14 protein-coding genes and 1 riboswitch are annotated in these 18,126 nt (G+C 49.1%); of the genes, 9 read left to right on the forward strand and 5 right to left on the reverse strand.

What is annotated here, in order from left to right; genetic code table 11:
- Positions 1-25 precede the first annotated feature (25 nt).
- The 3 genes from VFS25_RS15550 to VFS25_RS15560 are packed head-to-tail and all read left to right on the forward strand — an operon-like array spanning position 26 to position 2,133.
- A complete protein-coding gene (locus tag VFS25_RS15550) occupies positions 26-547 on the forward strand; it encodes a KdsC family phosphatase (protein WP_326463086.1) in 522 nt (173 codons plus the stop codon).
- Positions 548-589: 42 nt separating this feature from the next.
- Entirely contained in the window at positions 590-1,531 is a 942-nt protein-coding gene (locus VFS25_RS15555) for a geranylgeranylglycerol-phosphate geranylgeranyltransferase (protein WP_326463087.1), read from the forward strand.
- On the forward strand, positions 1,531-2,133 hold the full coding sequence (locus VFS25_RS15560; protein WP_326463088.1) for a Maf family protein: 603 nt from the start codon (positions 1,531-1,533) through the stop codon (positions 2,131-2,133). Before VFS25_RS15555 ends, VFS25_RS15560 begins: the two co-directional genes overlap by 1 nt.
- Positions 2,134-2,258: 125 nt before the next feature.
- On the opposite strand, the gene VFS25_RS15565 is transcribed toward VFS25_RS15560, so the two are convergent.
- Both VFS25_RS15565 and VFS25_RS15570 read right to left on the reverse strand, forming a co-directional pair.
- Positions 2,259-3,440 (reverse strand): homoserine dehydrogenase, encoded by a 1,182-nt coding sequence (locus tag VFS25_RS15565; protein ID WP_326463089.1) that lies wholly within the window; start codon positions 3,438-3,440, stop codon positions 2,259-2,261.
- A 67-nt stretch (positions 3,441-3,507) separates the two neighbouring features.
- Positions 3,508-4,686 carry a PLP-dependent aspartate aminotransferase family protein gene (locus tag VFS25_RS15570; RefSeq protein ID WP_326463090.1) on the reverse strand — a complete coding sequence of 393 codons (1,179 nt, stop codon included), beginning with the start codon at positions 4,684-4,686 and terminating at the stop codon, positions 3,508-3,510.
- Positions 4,687-4,802: 116 nt separating this feature from the next.
- Positions 4,803-4,924, reverse strand: a riboswitch (SAM riboswitch).
- Positions 4,925-5,060: 136 nt separating this feature from the next.
- Here VFS25_RS15570 and VFS25_RS15575 point away from each other — a divergent pair.
- Positions 5,061-6,359 (forward strand): DUF2851 family protein, encoded by a 1,299-nt coding sequence (locus VFS25_RS15575; protein WP_326463091.1) that lies wholly within the window; start codon positions 5,061-5,063, stop codon positions 6,357-6,359.
- A 23-nt stretch (positions 6,360-6,382) separates the two neighbouring features.
- Here VFS25_RS15575 and VFS25_RS15580 read toward each other — a convergent pair whose 3' ends face one another.
- Positions 6,383-6,790, reverse strand: a complete 408-nt coding sequence (locus VFS25_RS15580; RefSeq protein ID WP_326463092.1) for an OsmC family protein — start codon at positions 6,788-6,790, stop codon at positions 6,383-6,385.
- Positions 6,791-7,004: 214 nt separating this feature from the next.
- On the opposite strand from VFS25_RS15580, the gene VFS25_RS15585 reads away from it, so the two are divergent.
- The 5 genes from VFS25_RS15585 (at position 7,005) to VFS25_RS15605 (ending at position 14,909) form a co-directional block, all read left to right on the forward strand.
- The gene (locus tag VFS25_RS15585; RefSeq protein ID WP_326463093.1) at positions 7,005-7,835 is read left to right on the forward strand and encodes a hypothetical protein; all 831 of its coding nucleotides are present in this window, start codon (positions 7,005-7,007) and stop codon (positions 7,833-7,835) included.
- 122 nt (positions 7,836-7,957) lie between these two features.
- On the forward strand, positions 7,958-8,854 hold the full coding sequence (lipA, locus tag VFS25_RS15590) for a lipoyl synthase (RefSeq protein WP_326463094.1): 897 nt from the start codon (positions 7,958-7,960) through the stop codon (positions 8,852-8,854).
- 286 nt (positions 8,855-9,140) lie between these two features.
- Positions 9,141-10,475, forward strand: a complete 1,335-nt coding sequence (locus tag VFS25_RS15595; protein ID WP_326463095.1) for a TolC family protein — start codon at positions 9,141-9,143, stop codon at positions 10,473-10,475.
- Between the two features lie 67 nt (positions 10,476-10,542).
- Positions 10,543-11,673: an efflux RND transporter periplasmic adaptor subunit gene (locus VFS25_RS15600; RefSeq protein ID WP_326463096.1), complete on the forward strand. Its 1,131-nt coding sequence runs from the start codon at positions 10,543-10,545 to the stop codon at positions 11,671-11,673.
- 32 nt (positions 11,674-11,705) lie between these two features.
- Complete coding sequence (locus VFS25_RS15605) at positions 11,706-14,909, forward strand: multidrug efflux RND transporter permease subunit (protein WP_326463097.1); 3,204 nt, start codon at positions 11,706-11,708, stop codon at positions 14,907-14,909.
- An 82-nt stretch (positions 14,910-14,991) separates the two neighbouring features.
- Here VFS25_RS15605 and VFS25_RS15610 read toward each other — a convergent pair whose 3' ends face one another.
- The gene (locus VFS25_RS15610) at positions 14,992-15,387 is read right to left on the reverse strand and encodes an SdpI family protein (RefSeq protein ID WP_326463098.1); all 396 of its coding nucleotides are present in this window, start codon (positions 15,385-15,387) and stop codon (positions 14,992-14,994) included.
- Positions 15,388-15,479: 92 nt separating this feature from the next.
- Positions 15,480-18,126 (reverse strand): AsmA-like C-terminal region-containing protein (locus VFS25_RS15615; RefSeq protein WP_326463099.1); only part of this gene is annotated, 2,647 nt, incomplete at its 5' end.

Raw genomic sequence — 18,126 nt, forward strand, 5'->3', positions numbered from 1 at the left:
GGCTTCCAACAATCAAGGTATCGTAATGAACGTTCTATCACTTTTTAAGCCTGTTACCACATTTGTGCTGGATGTAGATGGTGTGCTTACCGATGGCACCGTGCTGCTGCTGCCCGGCGGTGAAATGTCGCGGAAAATGAGTATAAGAGATGGGTATGCGCTGCAGCTGGCCGTAAAAAAGGGCTACCGGGTGGTGGTTATTTCAGGCGGCAGGTCTGAAAGCACACTGAAGCGCCTGCAGGGTTTGGGCATAAAAGATATATACCTGAACGTTACAGATAAAGAGGAGTGCCTGCAGGATTATGTACTGGAGCACAACCTGCGGTGGGAAGAGCTGCTGTACATGGGCGACGATATACCGGACTACCGCTGCATGCAAATGGTGGGCCTGGCCGTGTGCCCTGCCGATGCGGCGCCGGAGATCAAAAGCATATGCCGGTACATATCTCCCATCACCGGCGGTAACGGTTGCGTGCGTGATATACTGGAAAAAGTGCTGAAGCTGAACGGGCACTGGGAAATTGACGAAACCATTGCTTCCAGGTAGCCAGCGCAAGCCTGCCAACTATTTATAATCATGTAGAATTTTATGAAACTACTGGCTGCATTTTTTAAGCTCATCCGTTATCCCAACCTGATATATATAGGGCTAACGCAGTTTTTGCTGCAATACTGTGTGGTGGCGCCCGTACTGGCCGGCAGTGGAGAGCAGCCTTCCCTTTCGTGGCTGTGTTTTGTACTGTTATGCATTTCTACCATACTGGTGGCGGCCGGCGGGTACATTATAAACGATTATTTTGATATTAACATAGACATTGTTAACAAGCCGGAAAAGATGGTGCTGGACAAGATCATCAGCCGGCGGTGGGCAATGGCCTGGCACACCATATTTAATATGGCGGGGGTATCTATCGGGTTTATCGTGGCCTGGAAAATAGGGCAGATATACCTGGGATTTACGCAGGTGCTGTGCTCCCTGCTGCTATGGTTTTACTCTACCTCTTTTAAACGGCAGGTGCTCATTGGCAATGTGGTGATTTCGCTACTGACAGCCCTGTCTGTTGTTGTGGTGGGTTTTTATGAAAAGCAGATATATGAAAGCCTGGAGGCGATTATGTCGCCGGCAGGGCGTAAGCTCATACAAATCATTGGCGTGTATGCGTTGTTTGCGTTTATCATATCCATGATACGGGAGATAGTAAAAGACCTGGAAGATATGATAGGCGACAGTAAAGACGGCTGCCGCACCATTCCCATTGTATGGGGCGTGCTGCCCGCCAAACGCTTCTGCTTTGCGTTGCTGCTGCTGCTGCAGGTGCTGCTGCTGCTGGTAGATATACGGGTAGGTATACTGGGCTGGTATTTTGCCGTGGCCTACCTGCTGGTACTGGTGCAGGCGCCGGCTGTTTATATCTGGGTGCTGTTAAAAAAAGCGCATTTGCCGGAGCATTACCATAAAGTAAGCTCTCTCATTAAGTGGGTCATGCTCACGGGCATTTTGTCCATGATATTCTTTAAAATCTATCATTAATGTACCAGGGAAAAAGTGTGGTATTGGCATCCCAGTCGCCCCGGCGCAAACAGCTGCTGGAGCAGGCGGGTATTCCATTTGAGGTAAAGGTGGTGGAAACCGCGGAAACATTTCCGCCGGATATGCCGGTGCCCGAAGTGCCGTTGCACATTGCCCGGCAAAAGGCCGCTGCCGTTACCGCCTTGTGCACGGAAAACGATATTATTATTGCGGCAGATACGGTTGTGGTGCTGGATAATATTATTATTGGCAAACCCAAAGACCGGGACGACGCTATCCGTATTTTAACCGCCCTGGGCGGGCGCACCCACCTGGTAATTACCGGTGTGGTTATAAAGCAGGGCAGCCGGGAATATGCATTTTCCAAAACTACGGAAGTGCATTTTAAGCCTCTTACCCATGCGCAGGTAGTTTATTACATAGATCACTATAAGCCCTATGATAAAGCCGGCGCCTATGCCATACAGGAATGGATTGGCGCGGTAGGCATTGACCGTATTGACGGCTGCTTTTATAATGTAATGGGCCTGCCGGTAAGCAGGGTAGTGGAGGAACTGGGGAAATGGAACGGCAATGGCGCCGGGACCGGCGGAAAAATGTAAAATCATCAATGTAAAATCTAAAATGTAAAAGTAAAGCTCCGCGAACATAAGCCTGCAACCCGTTTCGCGGCATTTTACTTTTACATTTTACATTTAATATTTTACATTTTATATTCTTTCGGGGGTTATTCCAGCACCAGCAGGTTCACATCTTTATTCTGCAACCAATCATTTTCTTTCAGCTTCTGCAGGTTTATAACCCCTACCACGTAGCGATAGGTGGGCGACTCGTATTTCTCCGAAATGTTGTAAAAGGCGGTAAGGTCCACCTGGTCCGGTGTTTTGTAACGCAGGTATACTTTCAGCTGCACATCATTGGTAAATGCCGGCTGGTTGGATTGTTTGATTTTTTTATACTCGTAACGGTAATTGTACAACAGCGCAGAAATGTCAGACAGCACTGCGCTGCCGGTGGCGGTACCGCCCGCGCCTTTGCCTACAAAAAACTGTTTATCGGTAAAGGCGCTTTCCAGCAGCACGCCGTTGTACTCATTGTACACGTCATACAGCAGGTTATGCTCTTTAATAAGGTGCGGCAGCACATAGGCAAATACATTACCGTTCTGCCGGCGGCAGTTGCCAATGAGCTTAACAGTACAATCGCGCTGGCGGGCAAACTGTATGTCAAAATCGTTCAGGTGGTGAATGCCGAAGTTGAATACTTCCTCTGGCTTTACAAAGGTGCCAAAGGCATGCAGCAGCAGTATCACTATTTTAAACTTAGGATCAAAGCCTTCTATGTCCAGCGTAGGATCTGTTTCTGCAAAGCCCAGCTCCTGGGCCTGTTTAAGGGCATCCTCAAAGCTTAATCCTTCTTCAAATATTTTCGTAAGTATATAATTCGTAGAGCCATTGCAGATACCTTCTACAGCATTCAGCAGGTCGTTATCATAATACTCTTCGAGGTTGCGTATAATAGGAATGCTGGCGCAGCTGGAGGCTTCATACAGGAAAGGCACTTTGTTTTCAACCTGCAGCTGGTACAGGGCCGGCAGGTTTTCTGCGATCATGCGCTTACTGGCGCTTACCACTGCTTTGCCGTTGCGCAGCGCGGTGCTCACAATTTCAAAGGCGGCTTCTGTGTCGTTGATCAGCTCTACTACTACGTCAATAGTGGGATCCTGCAGTATTTCATTCTTATCGGTAGTAAAATAGCTCATGTCTATGGGACGAGCCTTGTTAGGATCTTTGATACAGATTTTTTTGATACGGGCGTTGATGCCTTTTGTACGGTTCAATACTTCGTAAAGTCCCTGTCCTACACAGCCAAATCCAAAGATACCCAGGTTAATGTTCTTACTTTCCATAGTTTTTTTAATCGCTTAATGCTGCACGCGCAACGTTTTTTACGTGTTGCGTTACTTGTTTAGCGTGCTATTGTAAAACGGTAATTTGTTTGCCAGATGGTTGGTTTAATTTATCTAAAGCCTGTTTAAGGTCGGCAATCAGGTCATCTGCATCTTCAATGCCAACGGACAGGCGTATGCAGCTATCCTGCAGGCCGGCGTGCTTGCGGAAGTCTTCCGGTATGTTGCGGTGCGTCATGGTAGCCGGGTGGTCCAGCATGCTTTTTACGCCGCCAAAGCTTTCTGCCAGCTTAAACAGGCGGGTGGCATTTACAATGCGGATGGCATTTTTGATATTGTCGCTTTTCAGTGAAAAGCTCACCAGCGCGCCATACAGCTTTTGCTGTTTGCGGGCAATGTGGTGGTTTTTATGTGTGGCCAGCCCGGGATAAAACACCTTGTCTACCGCCGGGTGTGTGGCCAGCCAGCCGGCAATGGCCATGGCGTTGCTGCATTGTTTTTCCAGGCGCAGGCACAGTGTTTCAATGCCTCTTATGGTAAGCCAGGCCTCAAACGGGCTGAGAATGCTGCCGGAAATGTTCTGGTTAAAGCGCAGCTGGTCTGCCAGGGATTTATTGTTCACCACTACCAGGCCTGCAATTACATCGGTATGGCCCGCCAGGTATTTGGTGGCGCTGTGTATCACAATATCGGCGCCCATGGGAATGGGCTGCTGCAGCAACGGCGTGCATAAGGTATTATCTACCACCAGCAGGGTATTATGCTGCCGCGCTATTTTGCTGATGGATTTTATATCAGATATTTTGAGCGTGGGATTGGTGGGCGACTCCAGCCATATGAAACGTGTTTGCGGCGTAATAGCGGCCGACAGGTTATCAATGTTGCTGGTGTCGGTAAATTTCACCTTAATGCCAAAACGCTCTATCAGGTGGTTAAACATCTGGAAAATGCCGCCGTAGGTGTCTTCAACGGCCAGTATTTCATCGCCTGTTTTTAAGAGCTTCAGCACCGCATCTATAGCGGCCATGCCGCTGGCAAAGGCAAAGCCGGCGTAACCTTCCTCCAGCGTGCAAATGAGGTTCTCCAGCACTTTACGGGTAGGGTTGTTGGCGCGCGAAAACTCAAAGCCCTTATTTATGCCGGGCGATTCCTGCACAAAGGTGGAGGTTTGATAAATAGGAACGGAGATGGCGCCTGTAAGCTCATCTACCGGGATGCTATGAATGAGTTGCGTAGCTGTTTTCATGCAAAAGCTCTTTGTTGATTAACTTACCCGGAAAGGAGTAACGGAAATTAAAAAGGGGCCCTTCCATAAGTTGGAAGAGCCCCTTTAAATATTGTGCGGGAAGAATTACCTCTGCCAACTTATCTTTCCCCGGTTATGCACCAGGGCAGGAATTAGCACCTTTTTCCGTGCAAATGAAGCACCGGATTGGTTGCTAAGGCATCGCAGGGCCAAGTCCCTCCGCCTTTCTGGATAAGTGATGTTTAAGAACTGGGTGCAAAGGTAACGGTACTTTTGTGAAATTTCCAAATTTTGAAAATCGGAAAAGAAGGAATAAATTGCTAAAAATTTTAGCAGAGAGAGTTTGATTGTTGACCTTTAAAATTACCAAAACAATGATCGCAAGCGTTAGCCCATTACTAACAGAGGATTTATTTCAGCACATCTGGAAGTTTCGTTTGTTCAGAACAAACGGTTTAACAACAATAGACGGCGTACCGGTGGAAATACAGCATCCGGGCCAGCATAACCTGCATGCAGGGCCTGATTTTACAGCTGCCCGGATAAAGATAGGCAATACGCTGTGGGCAGGTAATGTGGAGCTGCATGTGCGTACTTCCGACTGGTACCGGCACGGGCACCAGCATAATGGTCAATATAGTAATGTAATACTACACGTGGTATTTGAACACGACGTGGAGTTTTATGATACCGACCATATGCCGCCCTGCATATCACTGGAGCGGCAAATCCCGAAAGTATTGTTAACCCGCTATGAGAAATTCCGGCAGTCATCCGTGTTTGTACCCTGTGAATATAATGCCGGTCAGGTGCCGGACCTGATCTGGCATAACTGGAAAGAGCGGCTGCTGATAGAACGCTGGGAGCGCAAAACCACCACCCTGCATACCTGGCTGCTGCAAACCAGGTATAACTGGGAGGAGGTATGCTACCGGGCCATTGCACAAAGCTTTGGCCTGCCGGCAAATGCGGCAGCGTTTTTACAGCTGGCGCAAACGCTGCCGCATAACCTGCTGGCCAGGCACCGCACCAGCCTTTTACACCTGGAAGCATTGTTGTTCGGGCAGGCTGGTATGTTACAGGAGCCATTTGAAGATGAATATTCCTGCGCCTTGCAGCAGGAGTATGCTTATTTGCGGCATAAGTATAAGCTGCAGCCCATGCCTGCCCATTTATGGAAATGGCTGCGTATGCGGCCCGCCTCATTTCCTACCCTGCGCATTGCCACCCTGGCTGCCTTGCTGCATAAAACGCCCCATCTTTTTTCAAGGATATTGGAAACAGCAACCATTACCGGGTTTGAGCAGCTGTTTTCTGTACAGCCCTCTGCATACTGGCACGGGCATTACCATCTCGATGGGCCGCTTACCCAAACACATTGCCCCGGAAAGCTGGCCGTACATAACATACTTATCAATACCATATTACCCCTGCTGTTCCTGTACGGAAAAGAGAAAGGCCTGAGCTACTACCAGGATCGCGCCCTGGACCTGATAGCGCAGCTGCCGGCAGAGGAGAACCGGATTACACAAGGTTGGGAGAATATGGGCATAACCCTGCAAAACGCGCTGGATTCACAGGCGCTGCTGCAGCTAAAGCAGTATTACTGTGATGAAAGGCGCTGCCTGGAGTGCGCTATTGGCGCCAAGCTGCTGAGGCAGGGCATTTTCTGAGAGGGCAGCCATGAAATAAAAGGCTACCAGTTAAACGTAACATCCTGCAATATATCCGGATGCACGCTTTTAGCCACCGGGCAGGTAAGGGCCGCTTTTTCCAGGATGGTTTTTTCCTTGCTGCCCAGGTTGTGATTGGCCGGAAAGTCAAAAATCACTTTTACGCCAGTAATGCGGCGGGGCTCTGTACCCATGATCTTTTGTATACTAACCTGGGTGCCGTCAATATTCCAACCCTGGTCGCGCGCTTTAATGCCCATAATGGTAAGCATGCAGGAGCCCAGGGCAGTAGCCACCAGGTCGGTAGGCGAAAAACGTTCGCCCTTGCCGTTATTGTCTACCGGCGCATCGGTTTCTATTATAGAGCCGCTTTGCAGGTGGGTTGCCGTAGTGCGTAAGCTGCCGCTGTATATGATCCTGGAGGTTTGCATATGATAATAGTTTTATGTAGTTAAAAAGCCAGCCGGTTTAATTAAAATGTAAATTAAGCTCATTTTTTATAATGGCAGGCGCCTATTTATATGTGCACGAAAAATCATGTAAGTTTGTAACAATAAATGAAAACCCGCGTTATTATATGGAGTGCAACGGCGCAAGGGAGAGTTTCGGATTTTCATTACATTTGATACAAATAGCCCAATTACTGTGAAAAAATTACACTTATTCCTGTTCTTATTATTAGTGGCAGGCAGCCTGCATGCCCAATCCGATAAAGAAGCCAAAAAGAAGGAGCGGGAGGAACGGAAGCTGAAACGTATTTCCCTGTTCCGGGAGTTGGAAGAAGGCGAAAATAACTATGACCGGGAATTTTCTATGGGCGGCCGGTTAAATACAGATGGTTGGAGCGGTTTCCTGGAGCTGGGTTACCGCAAGAACCGGAAAATAGTGAATTACTTCCAGTTTGAATTTGCCGAAAAGAAAGATCCAAAGGAAGATAAAAAGCCCGGCGCATTTGTACCGGTAGGAGATTTTGCTTACTCCGAAAAGCCTTATATCTACGGTAAGCGAAATAACTTTTACCAGGCCAAGCTGGGCATAGGCCAGCGTTACCTGATAGGCGGCAAAGGCAACAAGAACGGGGTAGAGGTGAACGCCATTTATTACGGCGGCCTTTCCATAGGACTAATGAAGCCTTATTACCTGAAAGTAGAAACCCCCAACGGGGACGTAAAAGATATTAAATATGGTACGGACCCTGACCTGGACACTGCCTTTATTACCCCTTCCAAAATCATAGCCGGCGGGGGCTTTGGCAAAGGCTGGGGCGAGCTTTCAGTGGTGCCCGGCCTGCATGCAAAGGCGGGCCTGCGGTTTGACTGGGCCAAGTTTAATGAAGTAGTGAGCGCCCTTGAAATAGGGGTGAACGCTGAATACTATACCAAGAACGTTCCCATCCTGGTGTACCAGGACGGAAAAAAATTCTTTTTTAACGCTTACCTGAGCCTGCAGTTCGGTAAGCGGTGGGATAAAAAGTAAGCTTTTTTAAGAAGGTTGTATTGTTAAAAGGTTGATTATCTGACCGGTATTAGCCACCTAACGGTATAACCTTTTTTAGTGAATAATAGGTACCTTTGTTGCTCTAAAGAAAGGAGTTAGCGATGCAAGAACAAACAGCATGTGGAACACCGGCAGCAGCCCCCAAAACCAAGAAACCTGACTGGCTGCGTGTGAAATTACCAATAGGAGAGAGTTACAAACAGGTGCGCAACCTGGTTGATACCCATAAATTACATACGATCTGTGAAAGCGGTAACTGTCCTAACATGGGAGAATGTTGGGGCGCCGGTACCGCTACCTTTATGATACTCGGCAACATCTGCACCCGCAGCTGCGGCTTTTGCGCCGTGGCCACCGGCCGGCCTGAGGCGGTAGACTGGGACGAACCCCAACGTGTGGCAGAGGCTATTTACCTCATGAAGGTAAAGCATGCCGTAATAACTTCTGTAGACCGTGATGAGCTGAAAGACGGCGGCTCCATTATCTGGGCCAATACCATTAAAGCCATCCGCGCGCTGAACCCCGAAACCACCCTGGAAACACTGATTCCCGATTTCCGTGGCCAGTGGGAGAACCTGCAACGCATTATTGACGTAGCCCCCGAGGTAGTATCTCATAACCTGGAAACCGTAGAAAGGCTTACCAAACAGGTACGCATACAGGCCAAATACCACCGCAGCCTGGAAGTGATACGCCGGCTGAAAGAAGGCGGCATGCGCACTAAAAGCGGTATTATGCTGGGCCTGGGCGAAACCAGGGAAGAAGTGATACAGGCCATGCAGGACCTGTACGATAACGGGGTAGATGTAGTTACCCTGGGCCAATACCTGCAGCCTACGCCCAAACACTTGCCGGTAGTGCGCTTTGTGCATCCCGATGAGTTTGCCGAGTACCGTGAAATCGGTTATGCCATGGGTATTGATTATGTAGAATCCGGTCCGCTGGTACGCTCGTCCTATCATGCAGAAAAGCACATCTATAGCGGCCGTAACAAATGATCTCTTGTTAAATAGGTATTTAACCACTTAACCATATATCCATACAAATTTGGAAACCATTGCTATCTTTGCGTAGCATTTAAAAAACCTAAAACCTACCTGATACGCAGTTGGGACATCGCCCAACAGTTTAGCAACCTTAATAGCGGGCTATTAGCGGATTAATATTTCGTTAATACAACTTTTTTGTAATAACTGTGTAGTTTATTACGAACGGGCGTACATATAACCATTTACGGCGCCCGTTGTTATATACTGATTGGATAAGATGAATTGATCGTTAAATATGAAAAAAACACTTTACCTGGCGATGATAATAGGTATGGCAATCCATACTACTTATACATACGCACAGCAATTACCAGATTCATTATTGCCCGATGCCAATTTACGTGATTGTATCAAGTATGCACTATCTCACCAGCCGGTAGTAAGGCAATCCATGATAGATGAAGCGATCACTGAGGCAACTATCAAAAGTAAGCTCGCAGACTGGTATCCGCAGATAGGCCTGGACTATAACCTCCAGCATTACCTGCAGGTGCCCACCAGCTATTTTAACGGCAGCCCTATTAAGGCAGGAGTGGCAAACAACTCTACCGTAGGTTTTTCCCTCACCCAAAACCTGTTTAACCGGGATGTGCTGCTGGCCAGCCGCACGGCAAGGGATGTACGCCGGCAGGCCAAACAAAATACCGCCGCTAACCAGATTGATGTAATCACCAATGTAAGTAAAGCCTACTATAATGTGCTGCTTACAAAACGCCAGATAGCAGTGCTGGAAGAAGATATTATACGCCTGGAACGCAGCCAGCAGGACGCTTATAACCAATACCAGGGCGGTATTGTAGATAAAACAGACTATAAGCGGGCCAATATTTCACTGAACAACGCCAAAGGGCAGCGCAAAACCGCACAGGAACAGCTGAACGCCGCTTATGCCCAGCTGCGCCAGCTGATGGGCTACCCCACCACCGGCGAGCTGAAGCTGGTAGACGATACGGTGCAAATGGAAAGCGAAGTATCACTTGATACGGCCGTTACCGTTACCTACGAGAACCGTATAGAATACCAGCTGCTGCAAACCCAGCAACGTTTGCTGCAGGCAGAGCTTACCTATAATAAATGGAGCTTTTTGCCCAGCGTATCGGCCTTTGCCAACTATAACGCCGTGTATCTGAACAATGAATTTTCCAAACTGTACAACAACAATTTTCCCAACTCCCTGTTTGGGCTAAGGCTGTCTGTTCCCATTTTCCAGGGCACCAGGCGCATTCAGAACATAAGGGCCGCAGAGCTGGAGCTGAAACGGGCCGATTGGGATTTTGCGGCGTTGCGCAGCCAGATCAATACGGAATATACACAGGCCATGGCCGCTTACAAAAGTAACTTTTACAACTATACGCTACAGCGTGAGAACATGCAGGAAGCCCGTGAAGTGTATGACCTTATTTCCCTGCAATACAAGGAAGGCGTTAAAACCTACCTGGAAGTAATAACTTCTGAAACAGACCTGCGCGCAGCACAGCTGAACTATTTTAACGCATTGTATGAGGTGCTGTCCAGCAAAATAGACCTGGAAAGAGCATTGGGAACATTAACCGCTAACGCTAATTATTAAAAAGATAACCGGAACGGCTGGCCCTCACAACGCCCGCCGGCCAATCAGCAAGACAAACGATTATCAGATGAAAAATGAATTCGTAGTTATTATTTGCGCTTTAGGCATGCTTTCATGGACCGCCTGTAAAGGTCCGGCTCAAAAAGGAGCCCCCGCTATGCCGCCTACACCCGTGAATACTGTGGTGGTGCAAGAGGCGCCTGCCATTTATTATGATAAATATCCCGCTACGGTAGTTGCCCTTAACTCCGTAGAGCTGCGTGCGCAGGTATCTGGTTTTATTACCGGCATTTTCTTCAAAGAAGGGGAAGTAGTGCCCAAAGGCAAAGCGCTGTATGAGATAGACCGCCGCAAGTATGAAGCAGCTGTTCGCCAGGCAGAGGCCAATATTATGAGCGCCAGGGCCAACCTGAACCGCGCGCAGAAAGATATGGACCGCTATCAGCGCCTGGCCGAGCAGGATGCCATTGCCCGCCAAACGCTGGATAACGCTACTGCCACACTGGAAACCAACCGCAGCCAGCTGGCTGCTGCAGAAGCCAGCCTGCTGGCCGCCCGCACTGACCTGGACTATTCCGTGATCAATGCGCCGTTCACCGGCCGTATTGGTATATCACAGGTAAAGCTGGGCGCACAGGTAAGCCCCGGCTCAACACTGCTGAACACTATTTCCAGCGAAAATCCCATAGGGGTTGATTTTGTGGTGAATCAAACAGAGATAGGCCGCTTTGCAAATATGCAGGGTAAAACCATTCCCGCATCAGACAGCACTTTCCGCCTGCAGCTGCCCGATGGCAGCTTGTATAAACATGCCGGCAAAATAATAGCTATTGACCGTGGGGTAGATGCCCAAACAGGCACCATTAAAGTAAGGATAGAGTTTGAAAACCCGAACGATGAGCTGAAAGATGGTATGAGCTGCGTATTGAACGTACTCAACGACCTTTCGGGCCAGCGCGTTATCATCCCTTACAAAGCCGTAACAGAGCAGATGGGCGAGTTCTTTGTGTTTGTGGCAAAAGATTCTATTGCAGTAGAACGTAAGGTGCACCTGGGCCCCAAGATGAGGGACCAGGTAGTGGTAACAGACGGTGTTGCGCCCGGCGACCAGCTGATCACCGAAGGTTTCCAGCGTTTGCGCGACAGCGGCCGTATACAAATAGGCACACCACCACAGCAGGGCGGCGCCAAACATTAAGAAGTGAAAAGTGAACGGTGAAGTAAAACCGATTGAATCAACAGAAGAAAACGATCATGATTGCAGATACTTTTATACGCAGACCAGTAACCGCTATAGTAATTGCTATTGTATTGGTGATGGTAGGCATATTGGCAATGACCACCCTGCCGGTAGGGCAATATCCTGATATTACGCCGCCTACCGTACAGATCTCCGGCACCTATACCGGCGCCGATGCCCAAACCGTGGAGCAAACCGTGGCCACGCCAGTAGAAGTGCAGGTGAACGGTACACCGGGTATGACCTACCTGCAAAGTAACAGTACCAGTAATGGCGCCGTAAGCATGACGGTGAACTTTGAAATAGGTACGGACATTAATATTGCTGCGCTGGATGTGCAAAACCGCGTAGGTATTGCGCAGCCTACCCTGCCACAGGAAGTACAACGTTTGGGCCTGATAGTAAGAAAGCGTAACCCCAGTATATTAATGCTGGTGGCCATGTACTCACCTAAAGGTACACACGACATCACTTTCCTGGATAACTATACCAACATTTTCGTAAAAGACGCATTGCTGCGTGCAAAAGGCGTGGGTGATATTTTTACCCGTGCAGATGATTTCAGTATGCGGGTATGGCTAAAGCCCGATAAGCTGGCTGAAATGGGCGTTACCGCCAATGAGGTAAGAGCCGCCATACAGGAGCAGAATGCGCAGATAACAGCCGGTACCGTAGGTGCGCCGCCGCAGCAAACAGGGCAAACCTTTGAATACACCATCCAGGTAAAAGGCCGCCTGGTTACCAAAGAGGAGTTCGGCAATATTATTATCAAAACCCGGCCGGACAATGGCAACATTGTATACCTGAAAGACGTAGCCCGTTTGGAATTAGGTAAGTTCAACTACGCCAGCAACTCTTATGTAGATGGTAAACGCGCCTCTTACCTGCTGGTGTACCAGGCGCCGGGCAGCAACGCTATTGAAACAGCCAAGAATGTGTACGCCGTTATGGAGCAGCTGAAGAAGCAGTTTCCTGCAGATGTGGCTTATGTAGTCCCGTTTGAGTCTGTTTCCGTAATCCAGGTGTCTATTCATGAGGTGGTGGAAACCCTGCTCGAAGCCCTGGCGCTGGTAGCAGTAGTGGTATTCCTGTTCCTGCAAAGCTGGCGCGCTACGCTTATACCCCTGCTGGCCATACCGGTATCTATTATTGCAACATTCATCTTTTTTATACCGCTGGGCTTTACCATTAATACCTTAACCCTGTTTGGTTTTGTGCTGGCCATTGGTATAGTGGTGGACGATGCCATTGTGGTGGTGGAAGCGGTGCAGCATAATATTGACCACGGGCGAATGTCGCCAAAAGAGGCAACGTCGCAGGCCATGAAGGAAATATCCGGGCCGGTAATTGCTATTGCGCTGATATTGGCCGCGGTGTTTGTACCCGTAGGTTTCATACCTGGCATAGTAGGCCGCCTGTACCAGCAGTTTGCCATTACCATTGCCATTTCCGTGCTTATCTCCGCATTTGTGGCCCTGTCGCTAACACCGGCGTTGTGTACCATGATATTGCGGCCCATGCACCTTGATAAAGACTCCAAAGGTTTAAACCAGTTCTTTTACCGGTTTAACCGCTGGTTTACGCATACAACCTCCCGCTACACTGTAGGGGTAAAGAAAAGCATACGCTGGTCGCGGTATGTAATGATATTGCTGCTGTGCATATGCATAGGCGCCGTATTACTCTTCCGCAGCAAGCCTACCGGCTTTATACCTACGGAAGATGAAGGCCGCGTGTACATTACGTTTGACCTGCCGGAATCTTCCTCCACACAGCGTACCGTGGCTGTAATGAGCCAGATGATGAAGGTGCTGGACAGCGTGCCTGCTATTGGCCACTATGCTGCGCTGGGTGGTTTAAACGTGGTTAACTTTGCCACCAAATCCAACAGTGCTACCATTTTCTGCCAGCTGAAGCCCTGGGATCAGCGTAAGAAAAAATCCGACCAGATATTTGGGCTGGTGGCACAGCTGCAGCAAAAGCTTTCGCGCTTTAAGGAAGCTAACGTAGTGGTAATTCCGCCGCCGGCCATTCCCGGTTTGGGCCAAACAGGCGGTTTCTCGTTTGTGCTGCAGCAGCGCGGCGGTACAGATATTAAGCAGTTTGAAAGCGTGCTGCAGAAGTTTACCGCTGCCGTTAACCAGCGGCCGGAAATATCCCGCGCCTTCTCCTTTTTTACCGCCCGTACGCCTGGCTACGAGCTGCAAATAGACCGTGAGAAAGCCAAGAAGCTGGGTGTGCAGATCTCTGATATTGCCACTGCGCTGCAAACCTACATGGGTAGCGCCTATATCAATGACTTTACCGTGTATGGCCGTAACTTCCGCGTGGTAACGCAGGCCGACTCCAGCTACCGCGGTGACATTAAAGACCTGGAGCAGTTTTACGTACGCAACCAGGCCGGCAGCATGGTGCCGTTAAGCGCTTTAACCAGCTATAAGGTGATAGAAAGCGCGCCGGTTATTTCCCACTATAACCTGTTCCGTTCCGCGGAAATAAACGGTAGCCCGGCGCCGGGTTACAGTAGTGGCGATGCTATTAACGCGTTAAAGGAAGTGGCGGCGCAGGTGCTGCCGGAAGGCTACGGGTACGAGTTCTCCGGCTTAAGCCGTGAGGAAATACTCTCCGGCTCCAAAACAGTGTACATTTTTGCGTTATCCATCGTGTTCGTGTTCCTGTTCCTGGCAGCATTGTATGAAAGCTGGGCAGTGCCTTTCTCAGTATTGCTGGCCGTACCTATTGGTATGTTTGGCGCAATATTGGTGCTTACTTTCCTGCCTAACCTGAGCAATAATGTATATGCGCAGATTGGTATGATTACGTTGATAGGTTTGGCCGCCAAAAACGCCATATTGATCGTGGAATATGCCAAAGAACGTGTGGACAGGGGGATGGAGCTGGTAACCGCTACGGTAGAAGCAGCCAAGCTGCGTTTACGCCCCATTGTGATGACCTCCATGGCGTTCCTGCTGGGCATATTGCCGCTGGTGCTGGCATCCGGCGCAGGCGCAGAAGCGCGTAAAACCATGGGTTGGACAGTACTGGGCGGTATGTTCACCGCTACTTTCCTGGCTATTTTTATTGTACCGGTGCTGTTTGTGATTATTACCCGCATTGCTTATGGTAAAGACAAGCTGCAGAAACTGAGAGAGAATTATAATGCCATACCTGACCACGATGTGCAGGTTGGTTAAGTTTTGATAGATTTAAGTACAGTGTTTTAAGTAAGGGGCGCTCCGTTGGGGGCGCCTTTTTTTTGAGTGGTAAGCAGCGTATTTATTCTGCTGCTGAATCGTCTATCCCACGCTTGTTCCCGTTTTCGTCAAACTCCTGTCCCAGCATCCATTCCGTATAGCCTACCATGTACAGCGCGCCTATTATTACCGGGCTGATAGTAACATAAAAGAAGGTTTCCGATTGCCTTTCAAAGAACAGCGCGCAGGCAATGCCAAAAACTAAAAGCAGGGCGCCAATGCGGCGCGACATATAAGAGGCATAAGCATTGGCAGCATGCCAGGTATCTATATTACGGGTGGAGTAAAAGCTGCGGTAACCATACCAGGTTTTTATACTTTTTGGCGGGTAACGGTGTATAAAATAACCCATAAAAAGGAACAGTGCACCTGCCAGCAAACTGGCATTGCAAAATGTGCTATGCAGCAGTGTTGTCATGAGCGGCATTTAATGTTGTTAAAAGATACGAAAAAAAGGGCTGACCTGTATTACCGGGCCAGCCCTGTGGGCTATAATTAACAGGATGTTATTTATTGCTGTTTGCTATCCTTTTTCTTAAACAGGCCATTGAGGGTGTTCTTTAAAGTTTGCTGAGCCTGTTTACCGGCGTCTTTGGCCGGCTCTTTACCAGTAGTATCTTTTTGCCCGCTCAGCTGTTTTGCCAGCTGGTCTTTTATTGCATTGGCGGCGTTGCTCTTCATCTGGTTCAGAGTATCTTTCACAGCGCTTTTAACGGTGTCTATTTTATCTTTTACAGCGGCAGTGGCCTGGTCTTTCACATTGGCGGCCAGGCTGGAGGCGGTTTCCTGCAGGTCTGTTTTATAAGTGGGTTTGGTAATGCTGCCGCCCAGCAGCACCTGCAGGTGTACGCTGTCACTTACGTTAACAGGTATACCTTTATTGCCGGCCTGTGTAACCAGGTTATTGATCAGGGAGTTGGCCTGTGCGCCCATAATGCTGCGGGGCAGGGCCAGCTGCAGGGTATAGGCCAGCGACTGGTCAAAGCCGTGAGAGCCCTGTACGGCCATATTTACATCGCTTATTTTAACCTTGAAGGGGTTCACCTTTACCCGGCCGTTTTCAAAGGCAAAATAGGTTTTAATATCCCGCAGCGAAACATCTTTCAGCTGGCTAACATTCAGCTGGCTGGCCAGCTGGTCAAGCGGGGCAAACTTTTTAAGGAAGCCTTCTATCAGCAACAGGTTACCGTTGCCGTTCAGGGTGTTTAACACGGGCATCATATCCTTACCCAGCTTGCCCTGCAGGCTTAGCTGCGAGCTGATTTTACCGGACAGGAACTGGCCTATGGGCATTAATTTCTGTACAGTGTTAAATGCATTAAAGGTTTGCTGCACGTCCAGGTCCTGCACGTTATAGGCCAGATTAATATCCGGGTGCTGTTTGCTTTCTTTGGTGCTGTAGCTGCCGTTTACCTCCATGGTGCCCTGCAGGGCATTGGCTTTTATTTGCTGCAATGTTACGGTTTGATCTTTTATCTGCAGGCTGCCGGTAACATTGGTCATATCCAGCTTATCGTAGTGCACCTTACCTACCTGCGCCTGCAGGCCCAGGTTAAGGTTGCCGGGTACGGCAAAGGGTGCTGCCGCTGCTGTATCTGCGGTGGCGGCAGTGTTGGCGGCAGCAGGAGCGGTGCCCATCCATTTATCCAGGTTCACCTCATCTGCTTTCATATTCAGCTTACCATCCAGCGGCTGGTTCTTGAACATATAGGCCAGCAGGTTGTTCACCTCACCATTTGCCTGGAAGTTGGTGCCCATATACTGCCCGTCAAACTTTTCCACGGTTACGTTGCGCGGGTTAAATTTCAGGGAAAGGTTGTTCACCTTTACGCCATCGGGATAATCTTTGCTGCGGTACAGCAGGTTGTTCACCAGCAAAGCGCCGGCAGCATAAAATTTATCGTACTGCTGTTTTTCAATGGCGCTCATGTTGCCTTTTGCGCTAATATCGGCATCCAGCAGGCCGGTCAGCTGGGTACCATCTTCCAGCTTAATGAACTGGCTTACTTTGGAAAGGTCCAGCCGGCCTTTGGCGGCGCCATCTACATACATGTCAGATACCGGTGTTTTTACCAGCAGGCGCAGGTCCAGCGGCGTGTTATCCATTTCCAGGTGGGCGGCAGGCATATCTACTACGGTATGATCAGGCACGCCATCCGGGTTACTAACGTTAACGGATAATTGAATATTCTTAACAGGCTTGGGCAGGTCGGGGTACTGGAAAAAGCCATTCTTTACGTTCAGGTGCAGGCCAAAAGCCGGCATTTGCGTGGGGCTGTAGGTGCCCTTTGCAAAACCGTCAAAGGCGGCGGCGCCTTCTGTTTTAATACTGTTAAAGCTTTGGGTGTACATAACAGGCACCAGCGAAAGAAGGTCTTTAAAGCTGGTAGAAGGCGCTTTAAAGCTCAGATCCATACCATAGGTGCTGTCGTTCACCAGCTGAAAGTAGCCCTGTACGGCCAGCTCCAGCTTGTTAAGCCATGCTTTGCCGTTCTTGAAGGTATAGGTGTTGGTTTTATTATCTACGCTAATATCCGCATCAATTTTCGCCTGTGTGCCGGCCAGGTAGGGCACCAGCCCGTAGCGGTAGGTTACCGCATCGGCGGTGGTGCTGGTTTCCAGGGTAAACAGGTCCTGGGTAAAATCACCTTTTCCCTCATGGTTCAGGTGTTCTATGATGGCCTGCATATTACCCTGCTGATCATCGTAATTCACATAGGCGTCGGTGATGCTGTAGCTTTGCAGGCTCATGGAAAATTTGGAAGCAGCTGTATCTGCGGCGGCCTGCGTGGTATCTGGTTTGGTAATGTTCCAGTTCGCATCGCCGTTGGCGTGCACAATGGCATGTATGCGGGGCTGCTCCAGTGAAACATTGTATATTTCCATGGTGCCGCCTTTAATAACGCTCATCAGGTTGAGGGCAGCATCAATTTTTTTAACGGCTACCAGCGTATCGCCTTCAAAGGGGGCGATATTTACAATCTGCAGGTCTTCCAAACCCACTGCCAGGCGGGGAAAGTGACGGAACAGGCTAATGTCCGCATCTTTAAAGTCAACCTTAGCTACCAAATGTTTGTTCAGCTCTGTTTTTACAATGGCCATAATCTTATCCTTAAAAAAATAAGGAATGGCAAAAGCAGCTACAATTAGAACAAGC

Origin of the sequence: Chitinophaga sp., assembly GCF_035761305.1 — a bacterium.
Classification (GTDB): Bacteria; Bacteroidota; Bacteroidia; order Chitinophagales; family Chitinophagaceae; genus Chitinophaga.